This window comes from Georgenia sp. Z2081 (assembly GCF_055326445.1).
Genome location: NZ_JBUZNK010000004.1, coordinates 51,979 through 68,338, shown reverse-complemented (window position 1 = coordinate 68,338; position 16,360 = coordinate 51,979). Strand labels below are relative to the sequence as shown.

The window sequence follows — 16,360 nt, the reverse complement described above, 5'->3', positions numbered from 1 at the left end:
TCACCTGATCGTTACCGTCGAGCCGGACCGCAGCACGCCGATCGAGGGGACGCACGCCGCATGACCGAGGCCCCGCCGACGACCCCCGAGCAGACCGACCGACGCCTGGCGCTGTTCGAGGCCGCGGAGTGCGGTGGCATCGACGAGCTCCTCACGCACTACGACGACGGCGAGCAGGACGTCCGCCGCCTCGGGCAGCCCCTGCTGCTCGCCGCCCTGGGCAACGCCGACGAGGTCGCGCGTACCCGGATCACCCACTTCCTGCTGGACCAGGGGGCCGAGCCGGTGGCCAACGCCAAGGGCTTCGGACCCCTGCACGTGGCGTTCGCCCGCGGCTGGTCCGACCCCTCGGCGCTCACGCGGGTCGTCAGGCGCCTCCTCGACGTCGGTGCGGACCGGGACGGGCGGACCTACGACTTCCGTGCGCCGTCGCACCTGCTCGCGCTCCTGCGCCTGCCCGAGGAGAGCCTCACCGAGCTCTACGACCTCTGGTTCGGCGGTGAGCCCGTCGATCTCACCACCCCGAACGCGCACGGCGCCGACCCGGTGGTGCTCGTCCGCCGGCTCGGTTCGCGGCCGGTCCTGCTGCGGCGCATGCAGGAGCACCGGGCCGCCCACGCCGACCGTCAGGAGGAGCTGCGGGCCGCGGCGGGCGAGGTCCCGACGTTCCGGAGCCACGTGGGCACGGGCCAGGTCTGCCTGGCCACGCACCACGTCGTCGAGGGGGCCGCGCCCGTCGCGTGGATGATTCGCGAGGAGCCCGCGTGGGAGGGTGACTCCGGCTGGCGGTTCTGGTCGGAGGAGGACGTCCCCCGCTACCGGGACGACACGCGCCAGGTGGTCGTCGTCCCCGTCGACGAGGCTGCCGCCGTCGACCCCTACGTCGTGGGAGCGTGGGGGCTGCCGGTCGGCACCCGACTGCTCGCGCGGCGCGGACAGCAGGGGCGTCAGGTGCTCGACCCCGGCACGATGCGGCCCTCGGCCGCCTACCCGTCCCAGCCACAGGAGACCCGATGAGCCAGCTGCCGTACGGATCGGCCTTCGTCTCGCCCGACGTCGCGCGCCAGCGCGACGAGCAGATCCAGCGGATCAACGACCAGGTCGAGCAGGCCCAGCGCAAGGCGTCCGCGTACGAGGAGTTCGGCCGGCGCGTCGAGGACCTGCGTGCCGTCGGCGTCAGCCGCGACCGCGGGGCCGAGGTGACGCTCGACGTGCACGGCGCCGTCGTCGACCTCGCGCTGACCGAGGAGCTGAGCGACGCGACCCTCGTGCAGATCCGGCAGGACATCCTCGAGGCCAACGACGCGGCGCGGGTCGAGCTCGCGCGACTGGTCCGCGAGCTGGCGGAGGACGTCGGTGGGGTGGACGAGGAGACGGCCGCGTCCCTCGACGCGCTGTACCGTCCGCGGCTCGACGACGGGGACGACGACGGGGACGACGACGGGGACGACGACGGCGTGGGCCGCCGCAGCGACGGGGGAGTGCTCCGATGAACGACACCATCGACATCAACAGCGACGACATCCGGAGCCACGCCACCAGCGTCGACGGCGACCACTCCGGCGTCCAGATGGCGGCCGACGCCGCGGGGAGCGTCAACCTCTTCGACGGCGCGTTCGGCCTCATGTGCACGCCGTTCCTCCCGCCGATCATCAGTCCGCTCACCTCGGCGGTCTCCGAGGCGATCCAGTCGGTGGCCGACGAGATCGACGGCACGGTCCTTCCGCTGAGAGACATGGCGGACGCGTTCGACGAGACCGACGACGACGGATCGGTCGAGTTCGACGCCGTCGACACGACCGTGGAGGTCTGACGTGTCCGCACCGAACCCGCTCGTCGCGCCCGTCGAGGACTCCTCGACCGCGCTCCAGGGCACCTTCATGCTCGAGGGGCTCGAAGGCGTGGTCACGGGCATGCAGAACGAGGACTGGGTGGCCGCGTCGGTCTCCGGGCTGACTGCGGTCCTCGACTTCACGATGTTCGTCGACCCTTTCGGCGCGATCATCTCGATGGGCGTCGGCTGGCTCATGGAGCACTTCCAGCCGCTCAAGGGATGGCTCGACGACCTCACCGGCGACGCCGATGCCGTCACCGCCTTCGCCACCACCTGGACGAACGTCCAGGATCAGCTGATCGAGTCGCAGTCGGCCCTGCAGGGGCATCTCGACGGCCAGATGGGCTGGATGTCCGCCGGTGCGATCACCACGTACCGCGGCGTGCAGCAGCGCAACATCGACGCGCTCGGGTCCTGCGCCGAGGGCGCGGGTTCCGCCGCCCTGGCCCTTCAGGGCGCGGCCATGATCGTCCAGGCCGTGCACGACATCGTGCGGGACGCGATCGCGGAGATCGTCGGCGCGATCGTCAGTGCCGGCCTCAAGGCTCTCGTTCCGCCGCTGATCCCCGAGGCGATCCGCGGGCTCGTCATGAAGGTCTCGAGCGCGGCCGCGCGTCTCCAGCGCAAGATCGACGGCGTCATCCAGTCGGTGAGCGCGCTGCGCGGCTTGCTCGACCGGCTCGACCGGATCATGAAGCGCCTCCCGCGCATCCTCACCAACCCCGGCTCCGTCATCCCGGCCCGGCCGGGCTGGGACGAGCTGACGCCGGGCATGCCGCGCCCGCGCCCGCCGGGCGAGGCGGGCGACCCGGTGCCGGCGTCCCACAACACTCCTGGGTCGAACACTCCTGGGTCGAACACTCCTGGGTCGAACACTCCTGGGGCGAACACTCCTGGGTCGAACACGCCGGGCTCGAACACGCCTGGGTCGAACACGCCTGGGTCGAACACTCCTGGGTCGAACACGCCTGGGTCGAACACGCCCGGGTCGAACTCGCCCGGGTCGAACACGCCCGGCTCGAACAGCCCCGGTGCGGATACTCCTGGGTCGAACTCGCCCGGGTCGAACACTCCTGGGTCGAACACTCCTGGGTCGAACTCGCCCGGGTCGAACACGCCCGGCTCGAACAGCCCCGGTGCGGATACGCCCGGGTCGAACTCGCCCGGTCCGAACACGCCTGGGTCGAACACCCCTGGCTCGAACAGCCCTGGGTCGAACACCCCTGGCTCGAACAGCCCTGGCGTGGACTCTCCGGGGTCGAGCACACCTGGCTCGAGCTCGCCCGCTCCGAACCAGTCCTCCTCGCCGTCGGGCCCGTCGGACGCTGCGCCGGCCTCGTCGGGCGGAGCCGGCCCAGCCGCGCCTGCAGCACGACCAGGTGCCGTGAACGTGGACTCCGCCGCTCCCACACTGCCCGACGCGCGCCCCGCCGCCCCGGCAGCGGCTGCGCCCGACGCATCCGGCTCTGCGGCGCCGAGTCCGGCGCCGCGCGCGGCTCCGCAGCCGGACGGCCCGGTCGTCGCCAACAACCCGTCCAGCTCGTCCGGCGGTGGATCCGGGCAGCCGTCCGGGTCGGGGCCCGCCTCCGGTTCGTCGGCCGGACCCCGACCGGCGAGCTCTGCCGCACCAGGATCCTCGACGGCGCCGAGCAGCCCCGGAACGTCGGGCGGTCCGGGCTCGTCCAACAACGCCCCGAGCTCCCCGGGGACATCGCCCGGTGGCCGGACGCCGGCGGCAGCGGCCCCGAACGCGCCGGCGTCGCCTAGCAGCCCCAGCTCACCGAGCACGCCCGGCTCGTCGAACGGTCCTGGCTCGTCCAGCACGCCGGGTGTGCGTCCGGACTCCCAGTCGCCGGACACCCCCGGTGCGCGGCCCGACTCCGAGACGCGTGCTGCACGCCCGGAGTCCGAGGGGGCGGACACGCCGTCGGGCCGGAACGACGCGGGGGAGCCCGAGACGCCTGCTGCGCGCCCGGAGTCCGAGGGTGCGGACACGCCGTCGGGCCGGAACGACGCGGGGGAGCCCGAGACGCCTGCTGCGCGCCCGGAGTCCGAGGGTGCGGACACGCCGACGCCCCGGCCCGACTCGGAGCCCGAGGGCCCGGGCAACCAGTGGGACCCGGACGAGTCGCCGCGCGACACGGTGCCGCAGAGTCACGACGACGCTCCCGGCAGCTACTCGGACCAGGACGTGGCCGACGCGCTCGACAACGCGCCGCGCAACCAGGACGGCCAGCCGGTCGACCATCGCACGGGCGAGCCGCTGCGGCCGGACGGCCCGGACGGTCGGAACACCCACATGAAGTGGGACCCGGATAACGACGAGTGGGTGCTCGAGAACCCCGGGGGCGGCGCACGGCCCGACGCGCCGGAGAGCGACGCACCGGACGCACCCGACGCACCGGACACCCCGGACGTCGACGACCCGCTGCCGACCTCGGGCGACCGATGGGGCGATGACGTCGCGGACCCGCGCCACCCGCACCACGACGCCCGTCCGGACGACAACGGCTACGTCGGCACGGTCGACCCGGACGTCGAGTCCCCCTCCGGACTCACCGACAGCGGTCGGCTGCAGGCCCCGGACGTCGTTCCACCCGAGCTCCAGCCCTTCGTCGACGACGGCTCGATCATCAACGACGACGGGGTGCTGCGCTTCGGTGAGCAGGTCGACATCGAGTTCACCCACTCGAACGTCGACCACAGCGGCGCGGAGTTCGATCGTCAGGTCGAGCTCCAACAACAGAGCCTTGCGCAGCAGAGCGGCCAGGACTGGGACGACCACACGACCGGCTACAGCGATCGGGGACGTACCGGCGAGGCGGACCAGGCGAGCTATCGCGAGAACCAGGTCCAGCAGCGCGCCGACGTGCTCGAGGAACAGGGGCTGTCTCCTGAGCAGGCACGTGCCCAGGCCGACCGGGAGATGTCCGACCAGGCGGTGCTGCACGGCCCCGACCAGGTGGCCGGCGGCAACCCGAACAACTTCACCGGGATGGGGGACGCGGGTGTGAACTCCTCGCTCGGCTCCCAGTGGGGCGGCGAGAGCGGTCGGGCGGCAGACCTCCGCGCGCAGATGGACGCCATCATCGAACGGAGCGGGATCCCGGACGAGCTCCTGGGCGACGTCCGGTTGAACCCGAGGTTCACCGTCGACCACACGGTCGACGTACCGTGACACGGACGGTCCGGCCGGGCACGGGCCACGGCTTCGAGCACGACGGCAGGGGAGCGGGATGACGCAGAAGTTCGGCGAGCACCACGACGAGGTCCAGGCGTTCCTCGACGAGGTGGTCGCGACACCTCGCGCGACCTGGGTCGATCTCATGGCGGGCGACTCGACGGTCCAGGAGCGTCCTGCGGCCGTCAAGGCGATCGTCGGCGGGCTGCCCGCAGCCGTGCGTGGCGCGGTGAGCAGCGCGGCGCTCGAGGCCATCGACGAGGTCGGACTCTCGGACGACGATCTCTCCGGCCGTCGGAGGCGCCAGCTGCGCGACCGCGTCGAGTCGGCGGCGGTCGCCGTCGCCCGCGGGGACGATCTCGCCCCCGAGCACCGCGAGGTGCTCCTCAGGCCGTTCGTCGACACGGGCTTCAGCTCGGTCGGATCGTGAGCCCGCGCTTCCGGACCCTCGACCCGGACGGTCTCGTCCTGGACGGGCCCTGCACCGCGCGGGACCACACGCTGCTCGACCACTCGCGGGGCACGGTCGACAGACGCCGGCCCACCCGCCGGCTCGAGGAGTATGCAGCGGTCCGGTGATCGGGTGGCAGGCGGTCAGCCGCGCGCGCCTCGAGGCTGAGGGAGACCCGACATCTGGACGGTGAGGGAGAGGTTCTCCCACAGACCGCCCCGATGGAGGTTGGCCTCGACCTCGGGGCCGCCGATCGTCAGCAGCGGGGCGTAGAAGAAGCACTCGTCGATGCCGGGGACGCCGAGGCGGTCGGCGGCGGCCGGGTAGGGCTGCCGCTCGAGGACACCGTCGAGGAACTGGTCGTCGGTCAGGTCCGCGTAGAGCTGGTCCGACTCGAACGCGAGCTGGTCGATCGTCCCGCGCCGGAACCGTGCGACGTGGAACACGGGTGCGATGTACATGACGAGGTCGGCGAGCGCGGTCGTCAGCACGGGGACGGCGGTGGGCGGCATCGTCAGTACGCCGTCGAGCATCTGGTGCGCCCGGTCGGGGTCGACGACGCGCACGTACCCGTCGCCGACGAGCCCGCTGCCCTGCGCCTCCCACACCTCGACGAGGCCGCCCGGCGCCCGGTCGCGCCACCTCTCGATCGTCCCGGGCGCGATCGGCGCCACGGCGTCGAAGCTCTCGAACGTCGTCATCCCAGGTCCCCTTCGTGGCCGGCCCCACCGCGGGCCCGTCACGGAAACTCTTCCACACCGGACGGTCCGACGGTCGCGGGCGTGCAGGTCCGTCCCGGCGACCTCGTTGCCGGAGCGAACGGAGGCCCCGCCGGGAGACGGTGGAGCGTCCTCCTCGTGACCGGCTCCACCTCCGCCTAGACTCTCCGCATGGGCGCACTGCAGACCTTCGACGTCACCGTGGACTGGACGGGTGCCGACGAGAGCGGCACCGCGAGCTACGCCTCCTACTCGCGCGACCACGAGGTACGCGTGGACGGCAAGCCGACGCTGCTCGCCAGCTCGGACCTGCGTGTCCGCACCGACGTCTCGCGCCACAAGGCGGAGGAGCTCTTCCTCGGCGCCGTGTCGCAGGCGCAGATGCTGTGGTTCCTGCGCACCGCCGCCAAGGAGGACGTCGTCGTCACCGGGTACCTGGACCAGGCGACCGCCACGCAGCGGATCGAGGGCGGGGGCTCGGGCCCGTTCACCGAGATCGTCCTGCGGCCGCGGGTCACCTACTCCGGGCACGTGGGGGAGGAGACGGCGGCACGGCTGCACGCCTCGGCGCGGGACCACAACCACCTGGCCCGATCGCTCGGTGTCCCGGTGCGGGTCGAGCCCATCGAGGTGCGCCCGTCCGCGCCCACGGACTGAGCCCCGCGCACGGGCCGAGCGCCGGCCGCCGTACCGCCGCCCATCTCCGCCCGGTCGCGCCACCGGCGGTCGGACCGCCGCCCGGCCCGACCGTCGGCACGCGGACGTAGGCTCGAGCCATGGCCGACCCGTCCGTCTACCGCCCCGCCACGGGCGAGATCCCCACCGACCCGGGCGTCTACCGGTTCCTCGACGACGACCACCGGGTCGTCTACGTCGGCAAGGCCAAGTCGCTGCGGCAGCGCCTGACGAGCTACTTCCAGGACCTCGCCGTCCTGCACCCGCGCACGCGCCAGATGGTGACGACCGCCTCGCGGGTCGAGTGGACGGTCGTGGGCACCGAGGTCGAGGCGCTCACGCTCGAGTACGCGTGGATCAAGGAGTTCGACCCCCGGTTCAACGTCAAGTACCGCGACGACAAGTCCTACCCGTACCTCGCGGTGACGATGGGGGAGGAGATCCCGCGGGCGCAGGTGCTCCGCGGCACCAAGCGCAAGGGCACGCGGTACTTCGGCCCGTACACGCACGCGTGGGCGATCCGGGACACGCTCGACCAGCTCCTGCGGGTCTTCCCGGTCCGTACCTGCTCGCCGGGCGTCTACCGGCAGGCCGCCTCCTCGGGTCGTCCGTGCCTGCTCGGCTACATCGACCGGTGCTCGGCCCCCTGCGTGGGGCGTGTGAGCCCGGACGAGCACCGCGAGATCGCCGAGGAGATGTGCGAGTTCCTCGCGGGCCGCACGGGGCCCTACCTGCGCGAGGTCGAGCGGGACATGCGCGCCGCGGCCGCGGACCAGGACTTCGAGCGCGCGGCACGGCTGCGCGACGACGCCGCCGCCCTGCGGCGGGTCGTCGAGCAGAACGCCGTCGTCCTGCCCGACGGCACCGACGCCGACGTCTTCGGCCTGGCCTCCGACGAGCTCCAGGCCGCCGTCCAGGTCTTCCACGTGCGGGGCGGGCGCATCCGCGGTCAGCGCGGCTGGGTGGTGGACCGGGTCGAGGACATCGACGACGCGGGCCTGCTCACGCAGCTGCTCGGTCAGGTCTACGGCGACGGCCCGGGTGCCCCGGGCGGACGCGCACCGCGCGACCCGCGGTCCGTCGGCACGGCCCGCCGGCGGCCCTCGGACGGCGGGGCGACGAGCCCCGACGACGTCGAGCACACGCCGACGACCGCCGTGCCGGCGGAGGTGCTCGTCCCGCTCGAGCCCGCCGACGCCGAGCAGATCACGGCCTGGCTGGGCGTGCGCCGCGGCGCCCGCGTGCGGGTCCGGGTGCCGCAGCGCGGAGACAAGGCGACCCTCCTCGCCACCGTGACCACCAACGCCGAGCAGGCCCTCACGCTGCACAAGAGCCGCCGCGCCGGCGACCTCACCACGCGTTCGCTCGCCCTGGCCGAGCTCACGGAGGCCCTCGGCCTGGACGCCAGCCCGCTGCGCATCGAGTGCTACGACATCTCCCACACGCAGGGCACCGAGCAGGTCGGGTCGATGGTCGTCTTCGAGGACGGCATGCCCAAGAAGTCCGACTACCGGCACTTCGTCGTCCGGGGCGAGGACGGCTCCGGCGCCCGGGACGACACCGCGGCCATGGACGAGGTCCTGCGGCGGCGGTTCGCCCGGCTCCTCGCCGAGCGGGAGCAGCGGGACGAGCGCGAGCGGACGGCCGACGGGAACGGCCGGCCCACGGACGCAGGGGGCGCGGACCCCGGTGCGTCCGGTCCGATCGAGATCGACGACGACGGCATCCCGCTCGACGTCGGACCCGTCGACCCCGCGACCGGGCGCGCCCGCCGGTTCGCCTACCCGCCGCAGCTCGTCGTGGTCGACGGCGGCGAGCCGCAGGTCAACGCGGCCCACCGCGCGATGGTCGACCTCGGGGTGGACGACGTCGCCGTCGTCGGCCTGGCCAAGCGCCTGGAGGAGGTGTGGCTGCCGGGCGAGCCGTTCCCCGTCATCCTGCCCCGCACCTCGCCCGCGCTGTACCTCCTCCAGCACCTGCGCGACGAGTCGCACCGGTTCGCCGTCACGCACCACCGCTCCCGCCGCTCCAAGCGGCAGACGAGGTCCGTGCTCGACGACGTCCCCGGCCTGGGCCCTGCCCGGCAGAAGGCCCTGCTCAAGACCTTCGGCTCGGTCAAGCGCCTGAGGGTGGCGGAGGTCGAGGAGATCGCGCAGGTCAGGGGGATCGGACCGGCCACCGCCCGGGCCGTCCTCGAGGCGCTGGCGCCGCCCGGTGCGACCGAGGACGCCGGGACGGGGACGGAGGACGCCGGGACGGGTACGGGGACGGGCGAGCGGACCGAGCAGGCGTGATCACTGGCACACTGAGGCCATGACTGACGGTGCCGATCCCCGCCCCCCGACGGTCCCCGACGGCATCCCCGAGCTCGACGAGTCCGCGACGCTCCCCGACGTGGAGCCGGCGGAGCTGCTCATCATCACGGGGATGTCGGGTGCCGGCCGCTCCCGGGCCGCGGCGGCCCTGGAGGACCTGTCGTGGTACGTCGTCGACAACCTGCCGCCGCGCCTGCTCGGTGCCCTGGCCGGCCTGCTGACCCCCGGCGCGGGCGTGCGCCGGCTCGCCGCCGTCGTCGACGTGCGGTCAGGGGCGTTCTTCTCCGAGCTCGTCGCCGTGCTCGCCGAGATGCGCGACCGCGGCGTCGACTACCGCATCATGTTCCTCGACGCCGACGACGCCGAGCTCGTCCGGCGCTACGAGTCCGTGCGCCGGCCGCACCCGCTCCAGGGCGACGGCCGGCTCCTCGACGGGATCACCGCCGAGCGGTCGCTGCTGCGCGACCTGCGCAGCCGCGCCGACGTCATCATCGAGACCACGAGCCTGTCCGTGCACGACCTCGCGCGCCGCGTCCGGGAGGAGGTGGGGCAGTCCGTCGACCGGCAGGTCCGCCTGTCCATCATGTCGTTCGGCTTCAAGTACGGCCTCCCGCTCGACGCCGACCACGTCGTCGACGTCCGGTTCCTCTCCAACCCGTACTGGGTCTCCGAGCTGCGCCACCTCACCGGGCAGGACGACAAGGTCTCCTCCTACGTCCTCTCGCAGCCGGACGCGGAGCAGTTCGTCGAGAGCTACGTCGACACGATCGCGCCCGTGCTGGACCGCTACCTCGACGAGCTCAAGCCGTTCGTCACCATCGGCGTGGGCTGCACGGGCGGCAAGCACCGCTCCGTCGCGGTCACCGAGCGGATGGCGCAGCTCTTCCGCGCGCGGGGCCAGGTGGTGCGCACCCTCCACCGGGACGTGGGGCGCGAGTGATGGCGGTACCCACCCCCGGCCGGCCCGGGTACTCCGGCCTCCCGGAACCCAGGGGGACCGGCGCCCGGGGCGCGAAGGTCGTCGCCCTCGGCGGCGGCCACGGCCTTGCGGCCACCCTGTCCGCGGTCCGGCACCTCACCTCCGCCGTCACCGCGATCGTCACGGTCGCCGACGACGGCGGGTCGTCTGGCCGGCTGCGCGGCGAGCTCGGCGTGCTGCCGCCCGGCGACCTGCGCATGGCGCTGTCCGCCCTGTGCGACGACGGCGAGTGGGGCCAGACCTGGCGGGACGTCCTGCAGCACCGGCTTCGGTCCGACGGGCCGCTCGACAACCACAGCGTCGGCAACATCCTCATCGTCGCCCTGTGGTCGATCCTCGACGACGAGGTCCAGGGCCTGGAGTGGGTGGCGAGCCTGCTCGGCGTGCGCGGTCGCGTGGTCCCGATGTCCGCCGTCCCGCTGGACATCGAGGCCGACGTCGTGGACCCGGCCACCGGCGAGGTCCGGGTCGTGCGCGGTCAGTCCCGGGTCGCGAAGGTCTCGGGCCGTGTCCGATCGGTGCGGCTGCTCCCGGGCGACCCGCCCGCGCGACCGGAGGGGGTCTCGGCGGTGCGGGAGGCCGACTGGGTGATCCTCGGTCCGGGCTCCTGGTACACGTCCGTCGTGCCCCACCTGCTCGTGCCCGAGCTCGTCGACGCCCTGTGCACGACCGACGCGCACCGCGCGCTCGTCCTCAACCTCTCCAACGACGACTCTGAGTCCGAGGGCATGTCCGTCTCCGACCACCTGCGCTCCCTGCACGACCACGCGCCGGACCTCCGGCTCGACGTCGTCGTCGCGGACCCGCTGGTCGTCGACGACCTCGACGAGCTCGAGCGGGCGGCCGCGGCGCTCGGCGCCCGGATCCTGCTCCGGCAGGTGCGGGCGACCGGCGCGGACGCCACCCACGACCCGTTGCGCCTGGCCGCAGCCCTGCGCGACGCGATGGAGCGCACGGAGGGCGACGTCGAGACCGCCGGACGCACCGACGGGCGGGGGATGTGAAGATGGGCGTCATGTCCCTCACCGCGGCCGTCAAGGACGAGCTCGCCCGCGTCGACGTCCCCAAGGCCTCGGCCAAGCGCGCAGAGCTCTCGACCATCCTCCGGTTCGCGGGAGGGCTGCACATCGTCAGCGGTCGCATCGTGCTCGAGGCCGAGCTCGACACCGCGATCGTCGCCCGGCGCCTGCGCACCGGGATCGACGAGCTGTTCGGGCTCCACGGCGACATCCTCGTCGTCTCCCCGGGCGGGCTGCGCCGCTCCACCCGCTACATCGTGCGCGTGGTCAAGGACGGCGAGGCGCTCGCCCGGCAGACCGGCCTGCTGGACAATCGTGGTCGGCCCGTCCGCGGGCTGCCGACCGCCGTCGTCGGGGCCGGGGTCGCCGAGGCGACCGCCGCCTGGCGGGGCGCCTTCCTCGTCCACGGGTCGCTCACCGAGCCCGGCCGCTCGTCCTCGCTCGAGATCACCTGTCCGGGGCCCGAGGCCGCCCTCGCCCTCGTGGGCTGCGCACGGCGGCTCGGCGTGTCCGGAAAGAACCGCGAGGTGCGCGGCGTGGACCGGGTCGTCGTGCGCGACGGCGACGGCATCTCGGCACTCCTGACCCGCATGGGTGCCCACGACGCCGTGCTCACGTGGGAGGAGCGCCGCACCCGGCGCGAGGTGCGCGGCACCGCGAACCGCCTGGCCAACTTCGACGACGCCAACCTGCGCCGCTCGGCACGCGCCGCGGTCGCCGCCGGCGCGCGCGTGGAGCGGGCCTTCGAGATCCTCGGCGACGAGGTGCCGGACCACCTGCTCGAGGCGGGCCGGCTGCGCATGGCCAACCGGCAGGCCTCCCTCGAGGAGCTCGGCGTGATGTCGGACCCCCCGATGACGAAGGACGCCGTCGCCGGCCGGATCCGGCGGCTGCTCGCCATGGCCGACCGTCGCGCCGAGGAGCTGGGCGTGCCCAGCACGCAGGCGGTGCTCCCGCCCGACGACGAGGACGCCTGAGCGGCCCGTCCGTGCCCGCCCGTGCCGCCGGAACCGGCCGGGCCGCGGGTGGGCCTCCTCCCATCGACGGGTCGCCGACGCGGTCATCCGTGCGCATCCGTTCACCGTGGGCGGACGACGGACGATCGCCGCTGCTGCCCGTCCGCGCGTCCGACTAGGATCAGGGGCGTGGGGATGACGCCGACGGCCACGGTCCGTCGCGGGCGCCGCCCACGCAGGCCCGACCGACATGCGTGCGCCCCGACCGGTGCACCGAGGAGGAGAGAACCACAGTGACCATCAAGGTTGGCATCAACGGCTTCGGCCGTATCGGACGCAACTTCACGCGTGCGCTGCTGGCGTCGGGCGCCGACGTGCAGATCGTCGGCGTCAACGACCTCACGGACAACCGCACCCTCGCGCACCTGCTCAAGTACGACTCGATCTTCGGCGTGCTGGCCGACGAGGTGACCCACGACGACGAGAACATCAGCGTCGGCGACGTCACCTTCCGCGCGCTGGCCGAGCCGGACCCGACCAAGCTGCCCTGGGGCGAGCTGGGCGCCGACATCGTCATCGAGTCCACGGGCCGCTTCACCGACGCGACCAAGGCCAAGGCGCACATCGAGGCCGGCGCGAAGAAGGTCATCATCTCGGCCCCCGGCAAGAACGAGGACGCGACGTTCGTCGTCGGCGTGAACCACACCGAGTACGACCCGGCGAACCACCACGTGGTCTCCAACGCCTCGTGCACGACCAACTGCCTCGCGCCGATGGCCAAGGTCCTCGACGCGGAGTTCGGCATCGAGCGCGGCCTCATGACCACCATCCACGCCTACACGGCCGACCAGAACCTCCAGGACGGCCCGCACAAGGACCTGCGTCGCGCCCGCGCCGCCGCCCTGTCGATCATCCCGACCTCGACGGGTGCCGCCAAGGCCGTCTCGCTCGTGCTCCCGCAGCTCAAGGGCAAGCTCGACGGCTACGCGCTCCGCGTGCCGACCCCGACCGGCTCCGCGACGGACCTCACGTTCACCGCCAGCAAGCCCGTCACGGTCGAGTCCGTCAACGCCGCCATGAAGGCCGCCGCGGAGTCCGAGGAGCTCAAGGGCATCGTCCAGTACACCGAGGACCCGATCGTCTCGCAGGACATCGTGGGCAACTCGCACACGTCGATCTTCGACGCGGGCCTGACCAAGGTGATCGACGACCAGGTCAAGGTCGTCGCCTGGTACGACAACGAGTTCGGCTACTCCTCGTCGCTCGTCACGCTGGCCGCCTACATCGGCGCGCGTCTCTGACCGACGCCGTCACCGCCTGACCGCGACGTCCGCCCACCGCGCAGCAGCGCCGTGCGCGGGCGTCGCGGCCTGTGCGGGCCCGGCCCGACCACCCCTCGACGAGCAAGGAGCACCGCATGAAGACGATCGAGTCACTCGGCGACCTCGCCGGACGCCGCGTGCTGGTCCGTTCGGACTTCAACGTCCCGCTGGACGGCACCACCATCACCGACGACGGGCGCATCCGCGCCGCACTGCCCACCCTCACGCGCCTGGTCGACGCCGGTGCGCGGGTCGTCGTCATGGCGCACCTCGGCCGACCCAAGGGTGAGCCGAACCCGGAGTTCAGCCTAGCCCCGGTCGCCGCGCGGCTCGGCGAGCTGCTCGGCCACGACGTGGCACTGGCTCCCGACGTCGTGGACGACGGCGCGGCGGCCGCCGTCGACGCGCTGACCGACGGCCAGGTGCTGCTGCTGGAGAACGTCCGCTTCGATCCCCGCGAGAGCTCGAAGGACGACGCCCTGCGGCAGGCCATGGCGACCGACCTCGCCCGGTTCGCCGACGCCTTCGTCTCCGACGGATTCGGCGTCGTCCACCGCAAGCAGGCCTCGGTCTACGACATCGCGCAGGTGCTGCCCGCGGCGGCGGGTCAGCTCGTCCTCGCCGAGGTCGAGGCCCTGTCCCGGGCGACCAACGACCCCGAGCGGCCCTACGCCGTGGCCCTGGGCGGGTCGAAGGTCTCCGACAAGCTCGGCGTCATCGCCAACCTCGTCGAGAAGGCCGACACCCTGCTGGTCGGCGGCGGCATGGCGTTCACCTTCCTGGCGGCCCAGGGCCACGAGGTCGGCACGTCGCTGCTCGAGGAGGACCAGCTCGACACGGTCCGCGGCTACCTCGACCGGGCGGCCGAGCGCGGGGTCCAGATCCTCCTGCCCACCGACGTCGTCGTCGCCCCGGCGTTCGACGCCGATGCGCCCGCCACCACGGTTCCCGCCGAGCAGATCCCGGCCGACCAGATGGGCCTCGACATCGGCCCGGAGACCTCCACGGCCTACGCCGCCGCCATCGCGGGTGCCCGCACCGTCGTCTGGAACGGGCCGATGGGCGTGTTCGAGATGGCCCCGTTCGCCGCCGGCACCAAGGCGGTCGCGCAGGCGCTGTCCGACGCCGACGGCTACACCATCGTCGGCGGCGGCGACTCCGCCGCCGCCGTGCGGCTCCTCGGGTTCGACGAGTCCACCTTCTCCCACATCTCCACCGGTGGCGGCGCCTCCCTCGAGCTCCTCGAGGGCAAGGAGCTGCCCGGTCTCAGCGTCCTGGAGGACAACGCATGAACGCTCGCACCCCGCTCATGGCGGGCAACTGGAAGATGAACCTCGACCACCACGAGGCCACTCACCTCGTGCAGAAGCTCGCGTGGACCCTCACCGACGCCAAGCACGACCACGAGCAGGTCGAGGTCGTCGTCGTCCCGCCGTTCACCGACCTTCGCTCGGTGCAGACCCTCGTCGACGGCGACAAGCTCGACATCGCCTACGGCGCGCAGGACGTCTCGGAGCACGCCTCGGGTGCCTACACGGGCGAGATCTCCGCCGCGATGCTCGCCAAGCTCGGCGTCAGCCACGTCGTCGTCGGGCACTCCGAGCGTCGCGAGTACCACGCCGAGGACGACGCGCTCGTGGGCCGCAAGGCCGCCGCCGCGCTCGGGGCGGGCATCACCCCGATCATCTGCGTCGGGGAGGGCCTCGAGGTCCGCCGGGCCGGGACGCACGTCGAGCACGTGACCGCGCAGATCACCGGCGCGTTCGAGGCGCTGGACGCCGACCAGGCGGCATCCGTCGTCGTCGCCTACGAGCCCGTGTGGGCCATCGGCACCGGTGAGGTCGCCACGCCCGAGGACGCGCAGGAGGTGTGTGCCGCCGTGCGCGCCCGCCTGGCGGAGCTCTACTCGCCCGAGCTGGCGGACTCCGTCCGCGTCCTCTACGGCGGCTCGGTCAAGTCCGGCAACATCGCCGCCATCATGGCGGGCGACGACGTGGACGGCGCGCTCGTGGGCGGGGCCAGCCTCAAGGCGGAGGAGTTCGCCGCGATCGTGCGCTACCAGCAGCACGTCGGCGGCTGACCTACCCGACACCGGGCACGGGGCACGGCGCGGGCGAGCAGCCCGGGCCGTGCCCCGTCGCTCGTCCAAGGTGCGCCCGGCCCGCGGGTCATCGCTTATCATCGTCGGGGCGCCCGCCGGCGTCGCGCGTCGTTCCCGAGGAGTTGTCCCACCGTGATCTGGCTCAAGGTGATCCTGAGCGTGCTGCTCGTGCTGCTCAGCATCGTGCTCGTCCTCTTCGTGCTCATGCACAAGGGGCGCGGCGGCGGCCTGTCCGACATGTTCGGCGGCGGCCTCACCTCCTCGGTCGGTTCCTCCGGCGTGGCGGAACGCAACCTCAACCGGCTGACCGTCGCGGCCTCGGTCGCCTGGGGCCTGTGCGTGGTCATGCTCGGCCTCATCATGAAGTTCGGAGACTGACATGGCCGGGGGCAACGCGATCCGTGGCTCGCGCGTGGGCGCGGGCCCGATGGGGGAGATGGAGCGCGGCGAGCTCGCCCCCCGGGTCAAGGTCTCGTACTGGTGCGCCCAGGGCCACGAGTCGAACCCCAGCTTCGCGGTCGACGGCGAGGTCGTGCCCCCCGATAACTGGGACTGCCCCCGCTGCGGCATGCCCGCCGGGCAGGACCGGGACGCCCCGCCCGAGGCCCCCCGCAACGAGCCCTACAAGACGCACCTCGCCTACGTGAAGGAGCGCCGGTCCGACGTCGACGGCGCGGCCCTCCTCGACGAGGCCCTCAGCGCGCTGCGCGCCCGCCGCGGCACCGCCTGAGACCCACCCCCCTCACGACCTCGGACGCGGACCGAGGGGGGGGAGGAGGAGGTGGGGGTTTGCCGAGGGGGTTTTGCT

17 protein-coding genes are annotated in these 16,360 nt (G+C 73.1%); 16 read left to right on the top strand and 1 reads right to left on the bottom strand.

The features are described 5' to 3' along the window. The first annotated feature begins 60 nt into the window (after positions 1-60). From ACZLKG_RS07380 to ACZLKG_RS07355, 6 genes are read left to right on the top strand one after another with little or no spacing between them, the layout of a single operon-like run. Complete coding sequence (locus ACZLKG_RS07380; protein WP_425709628.1) at positions 61-1,017, top strand: immunity protein Imm33 domain-containing protein; 957 nt, start codon at positions 61-63, stop codon at positions 1,015-1,017. Next, the gene (locus ACZLKG_RS07375; RefSeq protein WP_425709629.1) at positions 1,014-1,493 is read left to right on the top strand and encodes a hypothetical protein; all 480 of its coding nucleotides are present in this window, start codon (positions 1,014-1,016) and stop codon (positions 1,491-1,493) included. The genes ACZLKG_RS07380 and ACZLKG_RS07375 overlap by 4 nt, the downstream gene beginning before the upstream one ends. Then, a complete protein-coding gene (locus ACZLKG_RS07370; protein WP_425709630.1) occupies positions 1,490-1,813 on the top strand; it encodes a type VII secretion target in 324 nt (107 codons plus the stop codon). Before ACZLKG_RS07375 ends, ACZLKG_RS07370 begins: the two co-directional genes overlap by 4 nt. A 1-nt stretch (position 1,814) precedes the next feature. Next, positions 1,815-5,012: a polymorphic toxin type 15 domain-containing protein gene (locus tag ACZLKG_RS07365; RefSeq protein WP_463648366.1), complete on the top strand. Its 3,198-nt coding sequence runs from the start codon at positions 1,815-1,817 to the stop codon at positions 5,010-5,012. A 58-nt stretch (positions 5,013-5,070) separates the two neighbouring features. Continuing rightward, a complete protein-coding gene (locus tag ACZLKG_RS07360; protein ID WP_425709632.1) occupies positions 5,071-5,445 on the top strand; it encodes a hypothetical protein in 375 nt (124 codons plus the stop codon). Then, positions 5,442-5,594, top strand: coding sequence for a hypothetical protein (locus ACZLKG_RS07355; RefSeq protein ID WP_463648365.1), 153 nt, complete (start codon positions 5,442-5,444; stop codon positions 5,592-5,594). Before ACZLKG_RS07360 ends, ACZLKG_RS07355 begins: the two co-directional genes overlap by 4 nt. A 15-nt stretch (positions 5,595-5,609) precedes the next feature. Here ACZLKG_RS07355 and ACZLKG_RS07350 read toward each other — a convergent pair whose 3' ends face one another. Then, positions 5,610-6,167, bottom strand: a complete 558-nt coding sequence (locus tag ACZLKG_RS07350) for a T6SS immunity protein Tdi1 domain-containing protein (protein ID WP_425709633.1) — start codon at positions 6,165-6,167, stop codon at positions 5,610-5,612. Positions 6,168-6,356: 189 nt separating this feature from the next. Here ACZLKG_RS07350 and ACZLKG_RS07345 point away from each other — a divergent pair, with 189 nt between their 5' ends. From ACZLKG_RS07345 to ACZLKG_RS07300, 10 genes are all read left to right on the top strand, one after another. Then, the gene (locus ACZLKG_RS07345) at positions 6,357-6,842 is read left to right on the top strand and encodes an OsmC family protein (RefSeq protein WP_425709634.1); all 486 of its coding nucleotides are present in this window, start codon (positions 6,357-6,359) and stop codon (positions 6,840-6,842) included. Positions 6,843-6,961: 119 nt separating this feature from the next. Further along, a complete protein-coding gene (uvrC, locus tag ACZLKG_RS07340; RefSeq protein ID WP_425709635.1) occupies positions 6,962-9,154 on the top strand; it encodes an excinuclease ABC subunit UvrC in 2,193 nt (730 codons plus the stop codon). A gap of 19 nt (positions 9,155-9,173) precedes the next feature. Next, a complete protein-coding gene (gene rapZ, locus ACZLKG_RS07335; RefSeq protein ID WP_425709636.1) occupies positions 9,174-10,115 on the top strand; it encodes an RNase adapter RapZ in 942 nt (313 codons plus the stop codon). Further along, a complete protein-coding gene (locus ACZLKG_RS07330) occupies positions 10,115-11,158 on the top strand; it encodes a gluconeogenesis factor YvcK family protein (RefSeq protein ID WP_425709637.1) in 1,044 nt (347 codons plus the stop codon). The genes rapZ and ACZLKG_RS07330 overlap by 1 nt, the downstream gene beginning before the upstream one ends. Positions 11,159-11,169: 11 nt before the next feature. Continuing rightward, the gene (gene whiA, locus ACZLKG_RS07325) at positions 11,170-12,150 is read left to right on the top strand and encodes a DNA-binding protein WhiA (RefSeq protein WP_425709638.1); all 981 of its coding nucleotides are present in this window, start codon (positions 11,170-11,172) and stop codon (positions 12,148-12,150) included. Positions 12,151-12,422: 272 nt separating this feature from the next. Continuing rightward, positions 12,423-13,430 carry a type I glyceraldehyde-3-phosphate dehydrogenase gene (gene gap / locus ACZLKG_RS07320; protein WP_425709639.1) on the top strand — a complete coding sequence of 336 codons (1,008 nt, stop codon included), beginning with the start codon at positions 12,423-12,425 and terminating at the stop codon, positions 13,428-13,430. A 116-nt stretch (positions 13,431-13,546) separates the two neighbouring features. Next, positions 13,547-14,743: a phosphoglycerate kinase gene (locus tag ACZLKG_RS07315; protein ID WP_425709640.1), complete on the top strand. Its 1,197-nt coding sequence runs from the start codon at positions 13,547-13,549 to the stop codon at positions 14,741-14,743. After that, on the top strand, positions 14,740-15,531 hold the full coding sequence (tpiA, locus tag ACZLKG_RS07310) for a triose-phosphate isomerase (RefSeq protein ID WP_463648364.1): 792 nt from the start codon (positions 14,740-14,742) through the stop codon (positions 15,529-15,531). Before ACZLKG_RS07315 ends, tpiA begins: the two co-directional genes overlap by 4 nt. A gap of 153 nt (positions 15,532-15,684) precedes the next feature. Continuing rightward, a complete protein-coding gene (secG, locus tag ACZLKG_RS07305; RefSeq protein ID WP_463648363.1) occupies positions 15,685-15,930 on the top strand; it encodes a preprotein translocase subunit SecG in 246 nt (81 codons plus the stop codon). A 1-nt stretch (position 15,931) separates the two neighbouring features. After that, positions 15,932-16,282 (top strand): RNA polymerase-binding protein RbpA, encoded by a 351-nt coding sequence (locus ACZLKG_RS07300; RefSeq protein WP_463648361.1) that lies wholly within the window; start codon positions 15,932-15,934, stop codon positions 16,280-16,282. Positions 16,283-16,360: the final 78 nt, after the last annotated feature.

Bases quoted from the DNA above. Each gene is read 5' to 3' on its own strand.
- ACZLKG_RS07380 (WP_425709628.1), top strand. From the start codon at position 61: ATGACCGAGGCCCCGCCGACGACCCCCGAGCAGACCGACCGACGCCTG.
- ACZLKG_RS07375 (WP_425709629.1), top strand. From the start codon at position 1,014: ATGAGCCAGCTGCCGTACGGATCGGCCTTCGTCTCGCCCGACGTCGCG.
- ACZLKG_RS07370 (WP_425709630.1), top strand. From the start codon at position 1,490: ATGAACGACACCATCGACATCAACAGCGACGACATCCGGAGCCACGCC.
- ACZLKG_RS07360 (WP_425709632.1), top strand. From the start codon at position 5,071: ATGACGCAGAAGTTCGGCGAGCACCACGACGAGGTCCAGGCGTTCCTC.
- ACZLKG_RS07350 (WP_425709633.1), bottom strand. From the start codon at position 6,167: ATGACGACGTTCGAGAGCTTCGACGCCGTGGCGCCGATCGCGCCCGGG.
- ACZLKG_RS07345 (WP_425709634.1), top strand. From the start codon at position 6,357: ATGGGCGCACTGCAGACCTTCGACGTCACCGTGGACTGGACGGGTGCC.
- uvrC (WP_425709635.1), top strand. From the start codon at position 6,962: ATGGCCGACCCGTCCGTCTACCGCCCCGCCACGGGCGAGATCCCCACC.
- rapZ (WP_425709636.1), top strand. From the start codon at position 9,174: ATGACTGACGGTGCCGATCCCCGCCCCCCGACGGTCCCCGACGGCATC.
- ACZLKG_RS07330 (WP_425709637.1), top strand. From the start codon at position 10,115: ATGGCGGTACCCACCCCCGGCCGGCCCGGGTACTCCGGCCTCCCGGAA.
- whiA (WP_425709638.1), top strand. From the start codon at position 11,170: ATGTCCCTCACCGCGGCCGTCAAGGACGAGCTCGCCCGCGTCGACGTC.
- ACZLKG_RS07315 (WP_425709640.1), top strand. From the start codon at position 13,547: ATGAAGACGATCGAGTCACTCGGCGACCTCGCCGGACGCCGCGTGCTG.
- tpiA (WP_463648364.1), top strand. From the start codon at position 14,740: ATGAACGCTCGCACCCCGCTCATGGCGGGCAACTGGAAGATGAACCTC.
- ACZLKG_RS07300 (WP_463648361.1), top strand. From the start codon at position 15,932: ATGGCCGGGGGCAACGCGATCCGTGGCTCGCGCGTGGGCGCGGGCCCG.